This is a genomic window from Faecalimonas hominis (genome assembly GCF_054660755.1).
Genome location: NZ_BAAHSH010000018.1, coordinates 1 through 19,218 on the forward strand (window position 1 = coordinate 1; position 19,218 = coordinate 19,218).

Consider the following 19,218-nt stretch of genomic DNA (forward strand, 5'->3'; position numbering starts at 1 on the left):
CTCATTTTGACTTGTACTAAATCTTGACATAGGACCACCAAACATAATGACTATGAAAGATTGGGGGAAAGAAGTTCAAATGAGAGAAGGTATTATAAGGCTAGAAAGTATCCAACTGACAGCTTTTCAGTTAAAAGTAATAGCTATGGTAGCTATGTTATGTGACCATGCGGCAAAGACAATAGTTTTCGGTTTTGATGTAGAGTGGTTACTTTGGATTGGGCGAATCGCATTTCCTATTTTTGCATATCAGTTAGTAGAAGGATACACAAAAACAAGAGATTTGAAAAAGTATTGTAAGAGACTTTTTATTTTTGCTCTTATTTCAGAAATTCCGTATAATTTGATAGCTGATTTAAGCTCGATTATTAATCCATTTGCTCAAAATGTATTATGGACTATGCTTATAGGGGTACTAGTATTATGGGTAATAGAAAAGGTGTTAACAAATAATAAACTGAATATTTATACTAAGGCTTTATTAGTTGTAGCTATAATAGTAGGCGGGTATGCATTAGGAACATTTACTATGGTTGCTTACTCGGGAGCAGGAGTATTGACATTTGTGTTATTTTATTTTTCAAGGAAAAGCAGATATAGATATATTATTGAACTTGTAGGCATGATTGTAATTAATGTATATATTTTACAAGGACTTAGTTATGTGTTGGAACTAGGGAAGATAGAAATTCTTTTTCCACTTCAGGGCTTAGCAATTTTCTCTTTGATTCCTATATGGTTTTATAAAGGACAGCAAGGATATCATAGTAAAAATTGGACACGCTTTTGTTATTGGTTTTATCCGTTACATATTTTATTACTTGTCTTTGTGGGATATTTACAATCGTTTTAATTATCACTAGAGTAGGAGATGGCGTATGAAAACAAAAGTTCAAAACTATTTTTTCTATTTTATGTTATATTCGATTTTAGGATGGATATACGAAGTGTTTTTAGAAGTAGTGGTTTATAAATGGGGATTCTCGAATCGAGGAGTTTTATTTGGACCGTATTGCATAATATATGGAATAGGTGCCTTGGTGTTACTTTTCTTATTGTATAATTTTAGAAAGAAATCGATTTATGTATGGAAATTAAATGTTACACCGATTTTGGTTTTTGTGGCAATAGTAGTTATTACGACTATTATTGAATTGATTGGGAGTTATATTATGGAATTTACATCAGGAAAATGGCTTTGGGATTATACAGGCTATAATTTCAATTTTCAAGGACGTATTGCTTTAAATCCTAGCGTACGTTTTGGGTTTGGTGGTATGGTTTGTTTGTATGGACTTCAACCATTGTTTGTGAAAATCGTAGAAAAAATAGACAGAAAGATATTTTCTAAAATAATTTGGGTGTTAGGGATTATTTTTTTAATAGATGTTATTGTATTAATATTCAAGTGATAAAAAGTTTGGGGAACAAAAGGGAAAGTTAAAGGTAGTTCTGTCAAGGAACAAGGCGTAGCCGATACGCCGTAGGGCAGTCCTTGACGGAACGGACACAGCCAACAGCACCATGATACAGCAGAGGACTTGAAAGGTCACAAACCTTGCAAGTCCTCTTGTCTGTTATAATGCGTGATGCTTTAGGTACAGTGCTTCCTTTTCGATTTCCTTTTCAAAAGCGGTGATAGGAAAGCCGTGCGTCTTGTCGCTGATGTGGAAGCAATCATCAGCCTGTGTATAAGAGAGCATGGTAACTTTCGGCGTAAACTTCTTTGTATCTATCCCATAATAATAAATGACAGCGGTTTCCGGTACCATGTGAATCGTCTCAAAATCCTTTGTAAAAACCGTGTGCCTGTCTGAACTGAAAAAATCGGACGGACACTCATAAAATTCGGAACTGTCCTTTCTTAAAAATATAGGCAGTATGTGCATTTCATTTCCGCTTCGGTTTACCAGAACATAAAAGCGTGGAATGAGGGCGGCATATTGCGTCATCATGGCGATATACATATCGCTTGAATCATCAAGGAGATATTCTGAACAGGTATTGTTATAAAAGACATATTGCAGGACGGTATCATTTCCCTGCGGTACGGTCTGCATGGGAACATTCTCTCCATACAGCCAACGTAAGTCTACATCTAAAGAATCAGCAATCAGTTCCAGTTTATCGGCTTTGGGATTGTACTGCTCCGACAGGTAGGAACTGAACGCCCCTTTACTGATTCCCGTATCTTTTACAATATCAACCTGTTTCTTGTTCTTAGCTTTCATAGCGAATTTAATCCGTTCTGCGATTGTATTCATCTGAAAAATCCCTCGCTTTCCATATCTCATTATAGCTTGTTATATCTTATCGTTTAAATCCACTATACCATAAGTTCAGAAAAAAAGAAACAAAAAGTTTACAAAAAACTAAACTTTCTATTGCAAACAGGAAAACAGTGTGCTATGATACAATTAAGTTCAGAAATAACTGAACTATATGACGTCATATCAAAAGAACTGAAAATAAAAGAAAGCCGTCCTATCGGCAGGACGGGGAGAAAGGAAACGATATGGAGATTACATTGACAAAAGAACAGATAAGGGAAGCCTTTGGAGAACTCCGCTATATGGGGGCTGACGCTTGTTATCGTTATGACAGAGAGAACAAAAAGAAAACCGAGGAAGTGGAAGCTTTAAAACTCCATTTGGGAAGCATGAAGCTAGGGAATAGCGTTGATATTCGTCTGGAAGCAACGGAGCCTTCCGAAGATTGAGCCATATTCTGTGGTGGAACTGGACGGGTCAGTTTATTCCCCTTATGTGCAGAGGGGGAATTTCCCTGTACTGGTGGAACGGATTACCTGTAAAGGAATCCGCAGTATTTCAAACAAACAGGCATAGGCAATCAAAGTTCCTGCCCCCGTTCTGACGTACCAGACGGCAGGTTGGGGGCAGGGTAACGGCAACGCCGTTGCAGGTAAGGGGGTATGATACGTTTGGAAGAAAGAAACGGAGATTTTCTTTCAGAATTCCCCTATACTAACAGGGGAGTAATACGGCAGAAAGAGGAATTGTCGGCACTGATAGACTGGTGTCAGATAACCATAAAGGACGTTTCTCTTGAAGAAGTCATAGAACAGGTGCTTAGAATCCCCTCTGAACTTATGGAAGTGACGGACTACCTGAAAGGGATTGCAGGGCATGAACTGGTGGCGGTATTTGATAAGATCAAGGTATTAAAACCAACAGGAAAGGCTCGATACAATAGCTTCCAGATTTTAATGAGCGGTTCAGGGTGCAGGAATTATGAGAATTTTCTCCAACTGAATAAGGAAACATGGTTCGACTTTTTGAAACGGGTAAGCGGGTATCATGTGAACTTCCCACGGATTGACTTAGCGATTGACGATAGAAAGCCTTATCTGAAAATCCCAGAGCTGATACAGAGGACAAAAGAGGGGCTTCTGTCAAGCAAAATGAGGGACGTAGATTTCCATGATTCGGGAGAACTGAAAGAAGAAGTATATCAAAGCAAAGGCGGAAGCCTTTATATCGGCAGTTCAGCAAGCAATTTGAGATTTGTATTTTATGAAAAGGGATATGAACAGAGTCGGAAGTACGGAAAAGAATTAGAGGAAAACTGGAACAGATATGAATTGAGGTTCAGGCAGGAAACAGCGGTCAGTGTGGTACGGGAATTATTGAAGTATCAAGACGTAGCAGGTCTGGCAATGGAAGTATTAAACAGTAAGATACGGTTTTTAGAATATCCGCCAGAGGGCACGACTACCCGAAAAAGGCTTTATCCTACCTATGGAGCATGGGCAGAACTGATGAAAGGGATAGGCAAGGCAAAACTTACCATGCAACCGCAGGAAAAGAGCTTGCAAAGGGTGTGGGACTGGCTGGAAAGAAGCGTTGCCCCGTCCTTAAAGCTGTTCGCGGAATTGGGGAAGATTGAAAAGAAAGATTACATAGGGAATTTGATAGAAAACGGAGAAATGAACATCACGCAAAGAAAGCTGTATGACGATTATATAAAGGCAAGATATTTCAGGGAAAGGAGCGTATAGGAATAGATAAAGCATTATTAAACGTGAAAGAATTTTCGGAATATTTGGGGATTGGAGATACAAAGGCAAGAGAGCTTTTGCACAATCCTAAAAATCACTTTACAGTAAGGATTGGAAACCGCTTATATGCACATAAAGGGAAAGTGGATAAGTGGCTTAGTAATCAAGTGATTGAGTGAGAAAAGAGGAATTTTCATGCGATTTTGAGAGCGTTCCTCGATTGAAATAAACATGAAACTGTGGTAAAATTGAAAGGATTTAATAGTTCTTTTCCCGATTTTGCTAGGAAAGGAGGCAGTGATGGGAAAATCACTCAACGGGAAAGAATTAGGAACTGGTATATCCCAAAGAAAGGACGGGCTATATCAGGCTAGATTTATGAACCGTTTCGGCAAGCGGCAGACAATTTATGCAAAGACGTTGCATGAGGTCAGGCAAAAGCTGAGAAACGAACAATATAATGACGAAAAGGCTATCAATGTTGTTGACAACAATGTGACACTGGACGAATGGTTTGAAATATGGTTGAATACCTGTAAAAAGAATTGCAGGAGTTCTACAAAAGGCTCATACAAGACGCATTATAACCGTATCAAAAAAGAACTAGGGTGGAGAAAGCTGACAAGTCTGAATCTGATTGTCATGCAGGAAGCAATCAATAAACTTGATACGGACAACGCAAGGAAAAACTCTAAAAAAATATTGGTGGATATGCTGAATAAGGCGGTTGATACCGATTTGTTGGTAAAGAATGTGGCAAAGAAGATAAATACTGTGATTTCCAAAGAAGAGAAAAAGGAAAGACGGGTGCTGACAATTCGGGAAACAGAAAGTTTTTTAGAGCAGGCAAGGGATACCTTTTACTATAATCTTTTTGTACTGGCGTTGGAAACAGGATTGCGTGTGGGCGAATTGTGTGCGTTACAGTGGCAGGATATAAATTTTAGAAAAAGGGTTCTGTATGTAAGACATACCTTGTGCTATTTCAGCAAAGACGGAAAGTATGTATTTGAAATGCACGATACAAAAACGAATAACGGAAGAAGAACCATTCCATTGACAGAAAAGGCTGTCAACACATTAAAACGTCAGAAATTACAGAAACAGGAGATAGTCTTAAAAGGAAAAGTTGCACCAAAGGAATATGAAAATCTTGTCTTTGTCACGAAGAATAATCAGCCGACACAACAGTTTTTAATCAATCAGTGCATGGATTTGATTATACGTAAAGTGAATAAGGCAGGAATAGAATTGCAGCCTTTTACACCACACACATTCAGACACACGTTTGCTACGAGGGCGATTGAAAGTGGAATGAACCCGAAAACCCTGCAAAGGATTTTAGGGCATGGCACACTTCAAATGACAATGGATTTATACTGTCATGTGACGGAAGATACTTTGTTTGAGGAAATGGAGAAGTTTGAAAGACGGTGTAGCTAAACGGAAAATGGTGTAAAAATGGTGTAGTAAGGGATAAATATAAAATAGAAAAGGCTTGAAAAAGCCTGTAAATATAGGAGGTTTTAAGAAAAATGGAACAATATAAGAAAGAATTTATAGACTTTATGGTAGAGAGCAAAGTGCTTAAATTTGGAGAATTTACATTAAAAAGCGGGAGAAAATCTCCATTTTTCATGAATGCAGGCGGATATGTGACAGGTTCACAGTTGAAAAGACTTGGAGAATACTATGCAAAAGCAATCCACGATAAATACGGAGATGATTTCGATGTTTTATTCGGACCGGCATACAAAGGAATTCCTCTTGGGGTTGTAACGGCAATTGCATACAGTGAATTATACGGAAAAGAAGTGCGTTACTGTTCAGACAGAAAAGAAGAGAAAGACCACGGTGCAGACAAAGGAAGTTTCCTCGGAAGCAAATTGCAGGACGGCGACCGTGTCATTATGATCGAGGACGTAACAACATCAGGAAAATCAATGGAAGAGACAGTGCCGAAAGTAAAAGGTGCAGCGGACGTGGAAATTGTTGGACTTATGGTTTCGCTTGACCGCATGGAAGTAGGAAAAGGCGGAGAAAAATGTGCTTTGGAAGAAGTGAAAGATTTATACGGATTTGAAACAAATGCCATTGTCACAATGGCTGAAGTTGTAGAGCATTTGTATAATAGAGAGTGTAATGGGGAAATTGTTATTGATGATACGATAAAAGCGGCAATTGACGCATACTATGAACAATATGGTGCGAAATAGGTGAAAGGAAGTTGAGAATGGAAAAGTTATATAAGACAACAGGAACTGTCGGAGCGGGCAACATTGCACTTGGAATTATTATGATTGTAACAGGAGTTGTTGCAGGAATATTTACCATCGTAGGAGGCGGAAGACTTTTGGCAGGAAGAAAGAAAATAATGTTTTAGAGAAGGAATACGGGATTGAAAGCGAAAAACAAAAAACGCATCAAAATACTTGGGAAAGTATTCTTTATATTATACATCGTATTCATTTTTTATTTTCTTCTGCTTTCGGACTGGTACGGGCGGGGACAGGAAATGAAAATGTATCATTACAATTTTGTCCTGTTTAAAGAAATCAAAAGATTTTGGAATTATAGAGAACAATTGGGGATTATGGCGGTGATGAGCAATCTGCTTGGAAATGTGCTGATTTTTGTCCCTTTCGGATTTTTTATGCCGATAGGCAGCAGGTTCAGAAGTTTTCTGGCAACCGCATTTTATGGTTTCGGAATCAGTTTGTGCGTGGAACTTTTTCAACTGGTGACAAAAGTGGGAAGTTTTGACGTAGATGATTTGTTGCTGAACACAGTCGGAAGTATTCTGGGATACATGTTATTTATACTATGTGATGGGATAAGGAGAAAATTTAGTGCGAAAAGATAGAGAAAAAGACAGAAAAAAGGATAGAGCAAAGGAAAGAGAGAAAGAGCGGGATAGAAAAAAAGATAAGAAAAAAAGAGGCAATCGAAAATACGGACAGGCAAAACTGAAACATTCAAAGAAAGGGATTACGTCCTGCGTAATTGCGGGAGCAGTTGCATTTGTTATTCTTTCGTCGGTAGTGATTACTTATCTGTACGAGGGAAAAGCGGCAGGATATATCGGCGGACTTGGCGTGAGTGCTTTGATTTTTGCGGGAGCCGGAATAATGCAGGGAGTTCGGGGATTTAAGGAGCGTGATAAAGATTATCGAACATGCAAAGTAGGGATCGGATTAAATATATTCTTTTTGGTAAGTTTATTGGTATTCTTTTTAGGAGGTTTTTTATAGAATGGAAAAACAAATTCAGGAACGTTACACACTTTCAATAGAAAGAATCAGAAAAATTGAAACAGAGAAAACAGTTGGGGAGAAGTTTCAGGGATTTTTCTCAAAAGTAGCAGGATTTCTTTTAGAAATCGACAGGGTAAATCAACTGCTGGAAAATGGTGGGTGGAAAGATTTATCATTTGAAGAAATGCAGAGAGAAAATAAAAAATTATATGAGGACGTTTTGCCGGAAAATTACGGGAAAAGTTATGCAAACCCGGATTATGCCGTAGAAATGCTCGGAGAAGAGTATGGAAAAATACTCAGTTTCCTATATACGGAAATGCGCGGGGAGATCGCCTATGTTTTTGAGAGAAAACAGTTATATCTGACAATCTGCAATGAACTGTTCATCGAGATGTACAACTGTTTTGAAGGGGAGGAACCGTCCTACGAATCGTTAAAAGAGATTGTTTACTGGTACGCAAGTGATTATGCGGACGTATTTATGGCGGACAGGATTGTAGACCAGATTGACTGGGAAAAAGATTTTGCGACACGTATTATTATGGACAGCAATCTGGAAGATTTGCGTTATCTTTATTCTTACGGGGAATATGTTTCGGAAAATGAGAGAAGAACAGCGGAACATATGAATGAACTGCCGGAAGAAACGATTTGTAAAATGGCCGACACATATACGGAAGGATACCGTATGTGCTTTGTAAATGGAAGAAAAGATTTATCGAAAAAAGGTTCGGTAAATGTGCGCTATACATTGGGATTTGAACGGGTTGTCAGAAAAGCAATCGCTAATTTTGAAAAAATGGGATTGAAGCCTGTTATTTACCGTGCGGGAGTAAGTGTTCTGACAAAACGCAAACATTTTAAAACAGGATATTACGGAGCGATCGCAAACAAGCAGTATGAGTATGATCACGGTGCAGATGCGGGACTGTTTTTGGATAAGAAATTTGTGGAACGCAAACTGGACGTCTTAAAAAACACATACGAAAAGCATAAAGAACTGGCAGGGAAAATGGCAGGTCCGGCAGTTATGGAAGTGTTTGGGGAAGCGCCTTTCGCACCGGAAAGCAAGAAAAATGCGGTGCATTTAACAGAGAAACAGGAGCAGTTGGAACTTTTATATGACAACAAATCCGGTCAGATTACAAACGAATATATTAAGGGAGAAGAAAGAGGATTTACGATTATCGCATATCCTGTTCCGGAAATCGCCGAAAATTATGAGGAGATTTTTGATGAAGTTATCCGTATCAACACGTTAGACGCAGGATTGTATGAGAGAGTGCAGCAGACGATTATTGACGCCCTCGACCAGGGAGAGTATGTGCATATTCTTGGAAAAGGTGCAAACAAGACGGATTTAAAAGTGCAGTTGCATAAATTGCAGAACCCTGAAAAGGAAACCATTTTTGAAAACTGTGTGGCAGACGCAAATATTCCTGTAGGTGAAGTATTTACCTCTCCTGTGCTTGAAGGAACGGAAGGAACATTATATGTAAGCAAAGTTTACTTAAACGAACTGCAGTACAGAGATTTGGAAATTACATTTAAGGACGGAAAAATTCAAGATTATACCTGCAGCAATTTTGACGAGGAAGAAGAAAACAAAAAGTATATTCACGCAAATATTTTGTACAATCATGAAACACTGCCGCTCGGTGAATTTGCCATCGGTACAAACACCACAGCCTATGTGGTTGCCAAGAGATATGGTATCGAAGATAAAATGCCTATTCTCATTGCGGAAAAAATGGGACCGCATTTTGCAGTAGGGGATACATGCTACAGTTGGAGTGAGGACAATCAAATCTATAATCCAAACGGAAAAGAGATTGTGGCAAAAGACAATTCCGTTTCTATTTTGCGAAAAGAAGATTTAAGTAAAGCATATTTCCAGTGTCATACGGACATCACAATTCCATATGAGGAGTTGGAAGAAATTTCCGTTATAAAACCGGACGGAGAAAAAATCGTGATTTTAAAAGACACAAGATTCGTCTTAGAAGGAACGGAAATGTTAAATGAACCGTTGGCTGAACTGAATTAATTGTTATAAGTATTTATAATCAGTAATTCGGTGTTCATGTGTTGACATCTCGTGAGGGTATAAGTAAAATAACTTATAAATAGAAAAGATTTATTTGTAAAACTTATAAATACTGTAATACAGAGAAGGGAAGAAAACTATGGCAAAAGTAGGAATTGTAATGGGCAGCGACTCAGATATGAAAGTAATGAGCAAAGCAGCCGACATGTTAGAAAAATTTGGCGTAGATTATGAAATGACAATTATTTCAGCACATCGCGAACCTGATGTATTTTATGACTATGCGAAATCAGCAGAGGAAAAAGGATTTAAAGTAATTATCGCAGGTGCGGGAATGGCTGCACATTTGCCGGGAATGTGCGCTGCAATCTTTCCAATGCCTGTTATTGGGATTCCGATGTCAGGCAAAAATTTAGACGGAGTGGACGCACTGTACTCTATCGTGCAGATGCCACCGGGAATCCCTGTTGCAACAGTGGCAATTGACGGTGGAGCAAACGCTGCCATTTTAGCAGCAAGAATTCTTGCTGCATCAGACCCTGAGTTATTAGAAAGATTGAAAGCATACACACAGGAGATGAAAGAAACCGTACAGGCAAAAGCAGAAAAACTCGAAAAATTAGGACATAAAGAATACTTAAAACAAATGTAAAACACAGTTACGAATGAGATGAAGATAAGTGGAGGTATAACATGGATTACAAAAAGGCAGGCGTTGATATTGAAGCAGGTTATAAATCAGTAGAACTGATGAAGGAACACGTAAAGAAAACAATGCGTCCGGAAGTTCTCGGAGGCCTCGGAGGGTTCTCAGGAGCATTTTCTTTGGAGAAAATCAAAGAAATGGAAGAACCTGTACTGTTATCAGGAACAGACGGGTGCGGAACAAAAGTGAAACTTGCAATGATTTTAGATAAACACGATACAATCGGAATTGACGCGGTAGCAATGTGTGTAAATGACATTGCATGTGCAGGAGGAGAGCCGTTATTCTTCCTTGACTACATTGCCTGCGGGAAAAATGAGCCGGAGAAAATCGCAACGATTGTAAGCGGTGTGGCAGAAGGCTGCCTTCAGTCAGAAGCGGCATTAATCGGTGGAGAAACTGCAGAACACCCGGGACTTATGCCGGAAGAAGATTACGACCTTGCCGGATTTGCAGTAGGTGTATGTGACAAAAAAGATATGATTACGGGACAGGACTTAAAAGCGGGAGATGTCCTTATCGGTATGGCATCGTCAGGAGTTCACAGCAATGGATTTTCATTAGTTCGTAAAGTGTTTGAGATGAGTGAAGAGTCATTAAATACATATCATGACAGATTGGGACGCACACTTGGAGAAGCGTTATTGGTGCCTACAAAAATCTATGTAAAAGCACTTAAATCCATTAAGGAAGCGGGAGTGCGTGTGAAAGCATGCAGCCATATCACAGGCGGCGGCTTTTATGAAAATATTCCTCGTATGTTAAAAGAGGGAACACATGCGGTAGTGAAAAAAGACAGTTATCCTATTTTACCGATTTTCCCAATGCTGGCAGAATACGGAGATATTGCGGAAGAAATGATGTACAACACATTTAATATGGGACTTGGCATGATTGTGGCAGTAGATGAAAAAGATGTGGAAAGTACATTAAGTGCAATTAAAGCAGCAGGAGAAGAAGGATATGTAGTCGGACATATTGAAGCCGGTGATAAAGGAGTAACTTTATGCTAAAAGTAGTTGTATTAGTTTCGGGCGGAGGAACAAATCTGCAGGCAATTATAGATGCAATCAACACGAAGACAATTACAAATACGGAAATTATCGGGGTAATCAGTAATAACAAAAATGCGTATGCACTTGAGAGAGCAAAACAGCATAACATTTTTGCAAAATGTATTTCTCCGAAAGATTATGAGACAAGGGAAGCATTTAACGATGCTTTCCTTGAAGAACTTAACGGGTTAAATCCGGATTTGATTGTTCTTGCAGGTTTTCTTGTCGTTATACCGAAAGAAATGATAAAACAATATGAAAACAGAATTATCAATATTCACCCATCGCTGATTCCTGCTTTTTGCGGAAAAGGATATTACGGTTTAAAAGTGCATGAAAAAGCATTGGAACGGGGCGTGAAAGTTGTTGGAGCAACGGTACATTTTGTAGATGAAGGAACGGATACCGGCCCGATTATTTTACAGAAAGCAGTATCGGTTCAACAGGGCGATACACCGGAAATACTTCAACGCAGAGTAATGGAAGAGGCGGAATGGAAAATTCTCCCTGAGGCAATACATTTAATTGCAAACGGAAAAATAAAAGTGGAAAACAGACAGGTAAGAATCGAATCATAAGGAGGATACGATGAAAGTATTAATCGTTGGTAGCGGTGGAAGAGAACACGCAATCGCATGGAGCGTGGCAAAAAGCGATAAAGTAGACAAAATTTATTGTGCGCCGGGAAATGCAGGTATTACAGAGTTCGCAGAATGTGTAAATATCGGAGCGATGGAATTTGACAAATTAGTGCAGTTTGCAAAAGAAAAAGAGATTGACTTAACGGTAATCGGTATGGACGATCCGCTTGTAGCCGGAGTTGTCGATGCCTTTGAGGCAGAAGGACTTCGTGTATTCGGACCAAACAAAGCGGCTGCAATTTTGGAAGGTTCAAAAGCATTTTCAAAAGACTTAATGAAAAAATATAACATTCCTACAGCGGCATATGAAAATTTTGATAATCCGGAAGATGCACTTACATATTTGGAAACAGCAAAATTTCCAATCGTATTGAAAGCGGACGGGCTTGCACTTGGAAAAGGTGTTTTAATCTGTAACACATTGGAGGAAGCAAAAGACGGTGTGAAATCCATTATGCTGGACAAAAAATTCGGAACTGCCGGAAACACAATGGTCATTGAAGAATTTATGACAGGTCGTGAAGTGTCCGTACTCTCATTTGTAGACGGAAAAACAATCAAAACAATGACATCTGCTCAGGATCACAAACGTGCGAAAGACGGAGACGAAGGTCTGAATACGGGTGGAATGGGAACATTTTCACCAAGCCCTTTCTATACAAAAGAAGTAGAAGAATTTTGTGAAAAATATGTATATCAGGCAACTGTAGATGCGATGAGAAAAGAGGGAAGAGAATTTAAAGGAATCATTTTCTTCGGATTAATGCTCACAGCGGACGGACCAAAAGTATTGGAATACAATGCAAGATTCGGTGACCCTGAAACACAGGTTGTATTGCCGAGAATGAAAACAGATATTATTGATGTATTTGAGGCATGTATTGACGGAAGATTAGATGAAATCGAATTAGAATTTGAAGACAATGCAGCGGTTTGCGTTGTGTTGGCATCGGACGGATACCCATTGGCATACGAAAAAGGATTTGAAATAGCCGGCTTAGAAGAATTCAACAAACATGACGGTTACTACTGCTTCCACGCCGGAACAAAATGGGAAGACGGCAAAATCGTAACAAACGGCGGACGTGTACTTGGCGTAACTGCGAAAGGTGCGGATTTAAAAGAGGCGAGAGCCAACGCTTATAAAGCAACTGAGTGGGTACAGTTTGCGAATAAATATAAGAGAAACGACATCGGAAAAGCGATTGATGAAGCGTAAATTTGCGCGTTTGACGCATTTGGGGACGTAGTAAAATTACAAAATGCTACGTCCCCAAATGCGTTTTAGTGTGTCCCTAATTGAAGAAAGGGGTGTCCCTTTTTGAATTCTCGCTATAAAAATGCCTGATTTTTGCATTGGGGACAGGGGGGTCTGAGAAAAGGGACAGGGCAAAACTGAATTGGGGACGTAGTGAAATGTAAAAACACTACGTCCCCAATTGTTAACCAACCCACCGTTTTCGCAAACTCATTTCCTTAACATATCTATTTCTCCACACAGTAAGTACAGCCCATAGCACGCCGTAGATCACGCAAAAGAATGCGTTTGGTATTTGCAGTGAAACGGAAGACAGCATTTCCTTAAAGCCGTACGAAATAATTGCAGTGGCAAGGAGAAACATAAAATAAACGGAAAATGTTTTCACGATTTTTTGGTTTAATTTCGGAGTGAAAAAACCGCTTCTATGTCTGTCTCCGGTAACGAATCTCAAATAAACAAACCACATTCCGATAATAACAAATTGTCCTAAAAAACTGGCGAGTGTGATTTCTTTCCAAAGTATTCCGCTAACAAAATATAAAATCGCAAAACTTATGGCAAGGTGACCCATCATATTTCCGAAATCAAACAGAAAATAGTCTTTCAAAGATTTTTTCGGGCAGCTTTGTAAAATATCTTCCGTGACCGTCTGCATATTTTCGCCGAAAAATTCTTCCAAATTACTTCCCTCTAATTCTTTTTGAGATGCAATTCCGATTAATTCTTTATAGCAAAGTTCAAAGTCATAAGGATTAATATCGGAAAGTTTCGCATATTCCCGCCATTTTTGTAAGGCGTCCTGACTCTGTGAGGACAGGCAGGAGGCTCTGAGGGTATTTTCCTTTTTTAATAATTTTAATTCGTTTGTCATTTTTCTTCCCCCTTTTCATCGGAAAAAACAAAATCAACTAATTGTGTAACTTCTTGCCATGCCAACACAAATTCAGCAAGATGTTCTTTTCCCAAATCTGTAATCTGATAATATTTTCGTGCAGGTCCTCTTTCGGAAATGCGAAAATTGGAAGAAATATATCCGTTTTTTTCTAAACGGAGAAGTAGTGGATATATTGTACCTTCTTTTACAGATTGGAATCCCTTTTTTTGTAGCGTGGTAACTATTTCGTATCCGTAAGTGTCTTTTGTGTTAATGATTTGTAATACACACCCCTCCTGTAGTCCCTTTAATAACTGTGCCTTATCATACATTTTGCCACCTGCCTTACATAACATAATACTTTGCATAACATAGTAATTTATTTGCTTATATTAAAACACATAAAAAGGGGAAAGTCAATAGGCACATAAAGCGTTGACAAGAGAGAACCTGTGTTATAATATAAATATAACAGAAAATACAAGAGAGAAAGGGTGAGTATATGCTGATTGAGATTGATTTTAACAGTGATGAGGCGATTTACATGCAATTGCGGAATCGGATTATTATGGGAATTGCAACAGCGGAGATTCAGGAGGGTGACAGCCTTCCGTCTGTCAGACAACTTGCCGACAATATTGGAATAAATATGCATACGGTGAATAAGGCGTACTCTGTTTTGAAACAGGAAGGATTTATCCGGTTGGACAGAAGAAGAGGTGCTGTTATTTCCTTAGATGTGAATAAAATACAGGCGCTGGAGGATATGAAAGATCAACTTCGCATAATATTAGCAAAGGGAAGATGCAAAAATATTACAAAAGATGAAGTGCATGAACTTGTGGAGGAGATTTTTAAAGAATATCGTTGATGAATGGAAAGAATAGGAGAATGCAATGCAAAATTATTATACAAAACAGGCAGAAGAAGTATTAAAAACTGCCAGAACACTGGCAAGGAAGATGGGCAACAGGTATGTGGGAACAGAACATTTGCTTGTGGCATTGAGGAAAGTATATCGCGGAGTGGCGGGACAGGTTTTGGCGCAGAACGGATTGAAAGAGGAAGATTTACTCAAAGTTGTCAATGAATTGATTTCTCCGATTGGGGAGAAATCGGAAGTGGCGAAACCGGAAGAAAGTCCGAGATTAAGTTACATTTTGGAGAACAGTAAAGCACAGGCGATACGTTTACGTGCGAGAGAAATCGGAACGGAACATATGCTTTTAGCGATTGTGGAAGATACTGAATGCGTTGGTGCGAGAATTTTAGCCACTCTTAATATTCAGCCGCAGAGAATCACTCAGGATATTTTGCAGGCGATAGGTGCAGAACCGGAAGAGTACAAAATGTTTCAGGGCGGAGAGAAAGGCAAAACGGCCGTATTAGAACAATATAGTACGGACCTGACACGTCAGGCGATGGACGGAAAATTGGACGCAGTCATCGGACGCGATGAAGAAATCGCAAGAATTATGCAGATTTTAAGCCGACGTACAAAGAACAACCCGTGTCTGATTGGAGAACCGGGGGTTGGAAAAACGGCGATTGTGGAAGGACTTGCCCTTCGTATCGCCAACGGAATTGTTCCTAATGCAATGAAAAATAAGAAAATTGTTACGCTCGATTTGGCGGGAATGGTTGCAGGCTCAAAATATAGAGGTGAGTTTGAGGAAAGAATGAAGAAACTGATTCAGGAAGTGAAGTCGGTGGGAAATGTCATTCTATTTTTGGACGAAGTGCATACGATTATCGGAGCCGGTGGTGCGGAGGGAGCGATTGATGCCTCAAATATGTTAAAGCCTTCTCTGGCGAGAGGGGAAATCCAGTTAATCGGCGCGACAACCATAACCGAATACCGCAAGCATATTGAAAAAGATGCGGCGTTGGAGAGACGTTTTCAGCCGATTATGGTGGAGGAACCGACAAAAGAGCAGTGTATGGCAATTTTGGAGGGAGTAAAATCCAAATATGAAATACATCATGATGTTTCCATAGAAAAAGAGGCTCTTGCAGCGGCAGTGGAATTGTCAAAACGTTATGTTACGGATCGAAATCTTCCGGACAAAGCGATTGACATTTTAGATGAGGCATGTTCAAAAGTGAGTCTTGACGGATTCAAAGTACCGGAACATATTCGCGAGTTGGAAGAAACAGTGGACCGGCTTGCGAAGGAAAAAGAAGATGCGGTTAAAAATGGGCAGATGCAGGAAGCCTCTTTATTGAATCAGGAGCAGGAAACGGTAAGAGAAAAACTGGAAAGTGCAAGAAAACGTTTTCAGCGAGGGAATCGGAAGAAACAGATTTGTGTCACGGAATCGGCAGTTGCGGAGGTGGTTTCCGCATGGACGAAAATTCCCGTGCAGAAACTGGCAGAAAGCGAAACTGCACGCCTGCAGAAACTGGATAAAATACTTCATAAGAGAGTTATCGGTCAGGAAGAAGCGGTTGTCGCAGTGACGAAGGCAGTCAAACGTGGGAGAGTAGGGCTGAAAGACCCGAACCGGCCGATTGGATCGTTTTTATTCTTAGGACCTACCGGGGTAGGAAAAACAGAGTTATCAAAGACGTTGGCAGAGGCGCTATTTGGAAATGAAGAGGCGCTTATCCGTGTGGATATGTCTGAATATATGGAAAAACACAGTGTTTCCAAAATGATCGGTTCGCCGCCGGGATACGTTGGACACGATGACGGGGGGCAGTTAAGTGAAAAGGTCCGCCGAAATCCTTACTCCGTTATCTTATTTGATGAGATTGAAAAAGCACACCCTGATGTGTTTAACATTTTGCTGCAGGTTCTTGATGACGGACATATTACAGATTCTCAGGGAAGAAAAGTAGATTTCAAAAATACGGTTATTATTATGACATCAAATGCGGGGGCAAAAGCCATTGTTGAGCCTAAAAAACTTGGATTTGTCGCAAATGAAGACCCAGACAGTGATTATAAAAAAATGAAATCAAATGTGATGGGCGAAGTGAAACAACTGTTTAAACCTGAATTTTTAAACAGAATAGATGAGATTATCGTGTTCCATGCACTAAACAGGGAACAAATGAAAAAAATTGTAAACCTGATGTGCAAAGAACTTTCTGACAGAGTGCAAAAACAGTTAAATATTAAACTGGTTATCCGGGATTCCGTGAAAAAGGAAATCGTAGAGAAGGGAACGGATTTAAAATATGGTGCAAGGCCGCTCAGAAGAGCAATGCAAAATATTTTGGAAGATAAAATGGCAGATGCGATTTTGGAAGGAGAGATTCAGGCAGGAACACAGGTAGAAGTGGGAATGTCAAAAAAAGGAATAAAATTTAATGTGAAAGCCGATAAAGAACTGGCAAAAGAATAGAAGTTATTATATAATAATGAAATAACAAAAGAATACCATAGGAGGATTTATAAAATGGCTGCGGTGAAAGAACTATTACGTGTGGAAGAAGACGGAACACTTAGTTTTGGGGATTACACACTGGATAAGAAGACAAAACTGGAAGATGTTGAATTTCAGGGAGATTTATATAAAGTTAAGACATTTGCAGAGATTACAAAGTTAGAGAGAAACGGAATGTTTCTATATGAATCTGTGCCGGGAACAGCGGTAGAACATTTGAAAGTGACAGAAGACACAGTATCTTTCAGTGTTTCAGGAAGACAGGACGTACAGTTTACGTTGGAAATGGAAGCGGACACGGAGTACACGGTGTATATGGACGATACAAATGTCGGAAGAATGAAAACGAATTTAAGCGGAAAATTGAGTATAAGCGCAGAACTCAATGAAAATGTACCGGTGGAAATCCAGGTAGTAAGAGCATAGCAAGAATTTATAAAGAAGAGTTGCAAGACGATTTGTGGCTCTTCTTTCTTATATAGAAAGGAACAGATATGGCAAAAGGAAAGAAAAGTGTATTTTTCTGTCAGAATTGCGGGCATGAAGAGAAAAAATGGCTTGGTCAATGTCCGATGTGCAAAGAATGGAATACATTTGTGGAAGAAACAATTTCAGACGGCGTAAGTTTTTCGAAAACCGTCAGCCGTGCGGAAGTGGTTACATTATCCAGCGTGAAGACAGATTCGGAGGAGAGGACGAAAACAGGAATAGAAGAATTGGACAGGGTGCTTGGTGGAGGCATTGTGCCAGGTTCACTTATACTGGTGGGCGGCGACCCCGGCATTGGTAAATCGACACTTCTTCTTCAGGTTTGTCAAAAACTTTCACAGGAAAAACATCAGGTTCTCTATATTTCAGGTGAGGAATCTCTCAAACAGATTAAATTGCGGGCAATGCGAATGGGAGAATTTACAGATGAACTTTCCCTCTTATGTGAAACGAGTCTGAATACAATCAGAGGAGTAATTGAAAGACGTAAACCGGAAATCGTTATCATTGATTCCATACAGACAATGTACAGCGAGGACGTCACATCAGCGCCGGGGAGTGTGTCACAGGTCAGGGAATCCACAAATGTTTTGATGCAGTTGGCGAAAGGATTGAATATTTCTATTTTTATTGTAGGTCATGTGACGAAAGAAGGGACAGTGGCAGGTCCCAGAGTACTGGAACATATGGTGGATACAGTATTATATTTTGAGGGAGACAGGCATGCTTCTTATAGAATTTTGCGCGGCGTAAAAAATCGTTTTGGCTCGACAAATGAAATCGGTGTGTTTGAAATGAGACAATCAGGATTACAGGAAGTGAAAAACCCGTCTGAATTTATGTTAAATGGGAAACCGGAAGGGGCGTCCGGGTCGGTTGTTGCATGCTCTATGGAGGGAACAAGGCCGATTCTTCTTGAAATACAGGCGCTTGTCTGTCAGAGCGGATTTGGAATGCCGAGAAGAACGGCAGCAGGTACGGATTACAATAGGGTAAATTTACTTATGGCAGTTTTGGAAAAAAGAATCGGTTTACCTCTATTTAATTATGATGCCTATGTAAATATTGCAGGCGGAATCAAAATGAATGAACCCGCCATTGATTTGGGAATTATATTGGCGATTGTTTCCAGTTATAAGAACAAACCTATCGGGGACAAAGTGATTGCTTTTGGGGAAGTGGGGCTAAGCGGTGAAGTTCGTGCAGTCAGCATGCCGGAACAGAGAGTGTCTGAGGCGAAAAAACTCGGTTTCCAAACATGTATTGTTCCGGAGGTATCTGTAGAAACGGTGAAAAATATAAAGGGAATTGAAATTGTCGGAGTGAAAAATATAAGTGAAGCAATTCAGTTCGTCTAAACACCCTGTATAAAATATATAAGCATCTTTGTTTCAAATAAGTTTGAACTTAGATGCTTATATATTTTTGTATGGTTGAATGATTGTGGGGAAAAATGTAAAAAAATGAAAAAAGATGTT

Annotated in this window: 21 protein-coding genes and 1 pseudogene; 19 read left to right on the top strand and 3 right to left on the bottom strand. The window is 39.5% G+C overall.

The genetic code is table 11. The features are described 5' to 3' along the window. Nucleotides 1-46: 46 nt before the first annotated feature. Entirely contained in the window at nucleotides 47-853 is an 807-nt protein-coding gene (locus ACYQ35_RS02460; protein ID WP_459829885.1) for a TraX family protein, read from the top strand. A 25-nt stretch (nucleotides 854-878) separates the two neighbouring features. Then, nucleotides 879-1,412 (top strand): putative ABC transporter permease, encoded by a 534-nt coding sequence (locus tag ACYQ35_RS02465; RefSeq protein ID WP_459829888.1) that lies wholly within the window; start codon nucleotides 879-881, stop codon nucleotides 1,410-1,412. 165 nt (nucleotides 1,413-1,577) lie between these two features. On the opposite strand, the gene ACYQ35_RS02470 is transcribed toward ACYQ35_RS02465, so the two are convergent. After that, nucleotides 1,578-2,264 carry a transcriptional regulator gene (locus tag ACYQ35_RS02470; protein WP_459829891.1) on the bottom strand — a complete coding sequence of 229 codons (687 nt, stop codon included), beginning with the start codon at nucleotides 2,262-2,264 and terminating at the stop codon, nucleotides 1,578-1,580. A 251-nt stretch (nucleotides 2,265-2,515) separates the two neighbouring features. On the opposite strand from ACYQ35_RS02470, the pseudogene ACYQ35_RS02475 reads away from it, so the two are divergent. The 13 genes and pseudogenes from ACYQ35_RS02475 (at nucleotide 2,516) to purD (ending at nucleotide 12,943) form a co-directional block, all read left to right on the top strand. Then, a pseudogene (locus tag ACYQ35_RS02475) lies at nucleotides 2,516-2,846 on the top strand (hypothetical protein). Nucleotides 2,847-2,932: 86 nt separating this feature from the next. Then, complete coding sequence (locus ACYQ35_RS02480; protein ID WP_459829894.1) at nucleotides 2,933-4,018, top strand: replication initiation factor domain-containing protein; 1,086 nt, start codon at nucleotides 2,933-2,935, stop codon at nucleotides 4,016-4,018. 2 nt (nucleotides 4,019-4,020) lie between these two features. Then, entirely contained in the window at nucleotides 4,021-4,197 is a 177-nt protein-coding gene (locus ACYQ35_RS02485) for an excisionase (RefSeq protein WP_459829929.1), read from the top strand. A 121-nt stretch (nucleotides 4,198-4,318) separates the two neighbouring features. Then, on the top strand, nucleotides 4,319-5,461 hold the full coding sequence (locus tag ACYQ35_RS02490; RefSeq protein WP_459829900.1) for a tyrosine-type recombinase/integrase: 1,143 nt from the start codon (nucleotides 4,319-4,321) through the stop codon (nucleotides 5,459-5,461). Between the two features lie 92 nt (nucleotides 5,462-5,553). Beyond that, a complete protein-coding gene (gene pyrE, locus ACYQ35_RS02495; RefSeq protein WP_459829903.1) occupies nucleotides 5,554-6,234 on the top strand; it encodes an orotate phosphoribosyltransferase in 681 nt (226 codons plus the stop codon). Between the two features lie 17 nt (nucleotides 6,235-6,251). Further along, nucleotides 6,252-6,401, top strand: coding sequence for a hypothetical protein (locus ACYQ35_RS02500; RefSeq protein ID WP_459829907.1), 150 nt, complete (start codon nucleotides 6,252-6,254; stop codon nucleotides 6,399-6,401). 15 nt (nucleotides 6,402-6,416) lie between these two features. Then, nucleotides 6,417-6,881 carry a VanZ family protein gene (locus tag ACYQ35_RS02505; protein ID WP_009461954.1) on the top strand — a complete coding sequence of 155 codons (465 nt, stop codon included), beginning with the start codon at nucleotides 6,417-6,419 and terminating at the stop codon, nucleotides 6,879-6,881. After that, nucleotides 6,868-7,269, top strand: coding sequence for a DUF6142 family protein (locus ACYQ35_RS02510; RefSeq protein ID WP_009461952.1), 402 nt, complete (start codon nucleotides 6,868-6,870; stop codon nucleotides 7,267-7,269). Before ACYQ35_RS02505 ends, ACYQ35_RS02510 begins: the two co-directional genes overlap by 14 nt. 1 nt (nucleotide 7,270) lies before the next feature. Next, the gene (locus ACYQ35_RS02515; protein ID WP_009461951.1) at nucleotides 7,271-9,322 is read left to right on the top strand and encodes an aminopeptidase; all 2,052 of its coding nucleotides are present in this window, start codon (nucleotides 7,271-7,273) and stop codon (nucleotides 9,320-9,322) included. 139 nt (nucleotides 9,323-9,461) lie between these two features. Continuing rightward, nucleotides 9,462-9,974 carry a 5-(carboxyamino)imidazole ribonucleotide mutase gene (gene purE, locus ACYQ35_RS02520; RefSeq protein ID WP_009461949.1) on the top strand — a complete coding sequence of 171 codons (513 nt, stop codon included), beginning with the start codon at nucleotides 9,462-9,464 and terminating at the stop codon, nucleotides 9,972-9,974. A 41-nt stretch (nucleotides 9,975-10,015) separates the two neighbouring features. Further along, nucleotides 10,016-11,041: a phosphoribosylformylglycinamidine cyclo-ligase gene (gene purM / locus ACYQ35_RS02525; protein WP_009461947.1), complete on the top strand. Its 1,026-nt coding sequence runs from the start codon at nucleotides 10,016-10,018 to the stop codon at nucleotides 11,039-11,041. Next, nucleotides 11,035-11,661: a phosphoribosylglycinamide formyltransferase gene (gene purN / locus ACYQ35_RS02530; RefSeq protein WP_009461945.1), complete on the top strand. Its 627-nt coding sequence runs from the start codon at nucleotides 11,035-11,037 to the stop codon at nucleotides 11,659-11,661. Before purM ends, purN begins: the two co-directional genes overlap by 7 nt. A 10-nt stretch (nucleotides 11,662-11,671) precedes the next feature. After that, entirely contained in the window at nucleotides 11,672-12,943 is a 1,272-nt protein-coding gene (purD, locus tag ACYQ35_RS02535; protein ID WP_459829916.1) for a phosphoribosylamine--glycine ligase, read from the top strand. A gap of 223 nt (nucleotides 12,944-13,166) precedes the next feature. Here purD and ACYQ35_RS02540 read toward each other — a convergent pair whose 3' ends face one another. Next, entirely contained in the window at nucleotides 13,167-13,856 is a 690-nt protein-coding gene (locus ACYQ35_RS02540) for a hypothetical protein (protein ID WP_009461943.1), read from the bottom strand. After that, entirely contained in the window at nucleotides 13,853-14,191 is a 339-nt protein-coding gene (locus ACYQ35_RS02545) for a PadR family transcriptional regulator (protein WP_009461942.1), read from the bottom strand. Before ACYQ35_RS02545 ends, ACYQ35_RS02540 begins: the two co-directional genes overlap by 4 nt. Nucleotides 14,192-14,361: 170 nt before the next feature. On the opposite strand from ACYQ35_RS02545, the gene ACYQ35_RS02550 reads away from it, so the two are divergent. From ACYQ35_RS02550 to radA, 4 genes are all read left to right on the top strand, one after another. After that, nucleotides 14,362-14,730 carry a GntR family transcriptional regulator gene (locus ACYQ35_RS02550; protein ID WP_009461941.1) on the top strand — a complete coding sequence of 123 codons (369 nt, stop codon included), beginning with the start codon at nucleotides 14,362-14,364 and terminating at the stop codon, nucleotides 14,728-14,730. 25 nt (nucleotides 14,731-14,755) lie between these two features. Next, complete coding sequence (locus ACYQ35_RS02555; protein WP_459829921.1) at nucleotides 14,756-17,209, top strand: ATP-dependent Clp protease ATP-binding subunit; 2,454 nt, start codon at nucleotides 14,756-14,758, stop codon at nucleotides 17,207-17,209. Between the two features lie 54 nt (nucleotides 17,210-17,263). Next, nucleotides 17,264-17,677, top strand: a complete 414-nt coding sequence (locus ACYQ35_RS02560) for an endosialidase (RefSeq protein ID WP_459829924.1) — start codon at nucleotides 17,264-17,266, stop codon at nucleotides 17,675-17,677. Between the two features lie 68 nt (nucleotides 17,678-17,745). Beyond that, on the top strand, nucleotides 17,746-19,098 hold the full coding sequence (gene radA / locus ACYQ35_RS02565) for a DNA repair protein RadA (RefSeq protein WP_009461938.1): 1,353 nt from the start codon (nucleotides 17,746-17,748) through the stop codon (nucleotides 19,096-19,098). The last annotated feature ends 120 nt before the right edge of the window (nucleotides 19,099-19,218 follow it).

What these genes read in the sequence shown, in the direction of transcription:
- ACYQ35_RS02460 (WP_459829885.1), top strand. Translation starts at nt 47, where the DNA reads ATGACTATGAAAGATTGGGGGAAAGAAGTTCAAATGAGAGAAGGTATT.
- ACYQ35_RS02465 (WP_459829888.1), top strand. Translation starts at nt 879, where the DNA reads ATGAAAACAAAAGTTCAAAACTATTTTTTCTATTTTATGTTATATTCG.
- ACYQ35_RS02470 (WP_459829891.1), bottom strand. Translation starts at nt 2,264, where the DNA reads ATGAATACAATCGCAGAACGGATTAAATTCGCTATGAAAGCTAAGAAC.
- ACYQ35_RS02480 (WP_459829894.1), top strand. Translation starts at nt 2,933, where the DNA reads ATGATACGTTTGGAAGAAAGAAACGGAGATTTTCTTTCAGAATTCCCC.
- ACYQ35_RS02490 (WP_459829900.1), top strand. Translation starts at nt 4,319, where the DNA reads ATGGGAAAATCACTCAACGGGAAAGAATTAGGAACTGGTATATCCCAA.
- pyrE (WP_459829903.1), top strand. Translation starts at nt 5,554, where the DNA reads ATGGAACAATATAAGAAAGAATTTATAGACTTTATGGTAGAGAGCAAA.
- ACYQ35_RS02500 (WP_459829907.1), top strand. Translation starts at nt 6,252, where the DNA reads ATGGAAAAGTTATATAAGACAACAGGAACTGTCGGAGCGGGCAACATT.
- ACYQ35_RS02515 (WP_009461951.1), top strand. Translation starts at nt 7,271, where the DNA reads ATGGAAAAACAAATTCAGGAACGTTACACACTTTCAATAGAAAGAATC.
- purE (WP_009461949.1), top strand. Translation starts at nt 9,462, where the DNA reads ATGGCAAAAGTAGGAATTGTAATGGGCAGCGACTCAGATATGAAAGTA.
- purM (WP_009461947.1), top strand. Translation starts at nt 10,016, where the DNA reads ATGGATTACAAAAAGGCAGGCGTTGATATTGAAGCAGGTTATAAATCA.
- purN (WP_009461945.1), top strand. Translation starts at nt 11,035, where the DNA reads ATGCTAAAAGTAGTTGTATTAGTTTCGGGCGGAGGAACAAATCTGCAG.
- purD (WP_459829916.1), top strand. Translation starts at nt 11,672, where the DNA reads ATGAAAGTATTAATCGTTGGTAGCGGTGGAAGAGAACACGCAATCGCA.
- ACYQ35_RS02540 (WP_009461943.1), bottom strand. Translation starts at nt 13,856, where the DNA reads ATGACAAACGAATTAAAATTATTAAAAAAGGAAAATACCCTCAGAGCC.
- ACYQ35_RS02545 (WP_009461942.1), bottom strand. Translation starts at nt 14,191, where the DNA reads ATGTATGATAAGGCACAGTTATTAAAGGGACTACAGGAGGGGTGTGTA.
- ACYQ35_RS02550 (WP_009461941.1), top strand. Translation starts at nt 14,362, where the DNA reads ATGCTGATTGAGATTGATTTTAACAGTGATGAGGCGATTTACATGCAA.
- ACYQ35_RS02555 (WP_459829921.1), top strand. Translation starts at nt 14,756, where the DNA reads ATGCAAAATTATTATACAAAACAGGCAGAAGAAGTATTAAAAACTGCC.
- ACYQ35_RS02560 (WP_459829924.1), top strand. Translation starts at nt 17,264, where the DNA reads ATGGCTGCGGTGAAAGAACTATTACGTGTGGAAGAAGACGGAACACTT.
- radA (WP_009461938.1), top strand. Translation starts at nt 17,746, where the DNA reads ATGGCAAAAGGAAAGAAAAGTGTATTTTTCTGTCAGAATTGCGGGCAT.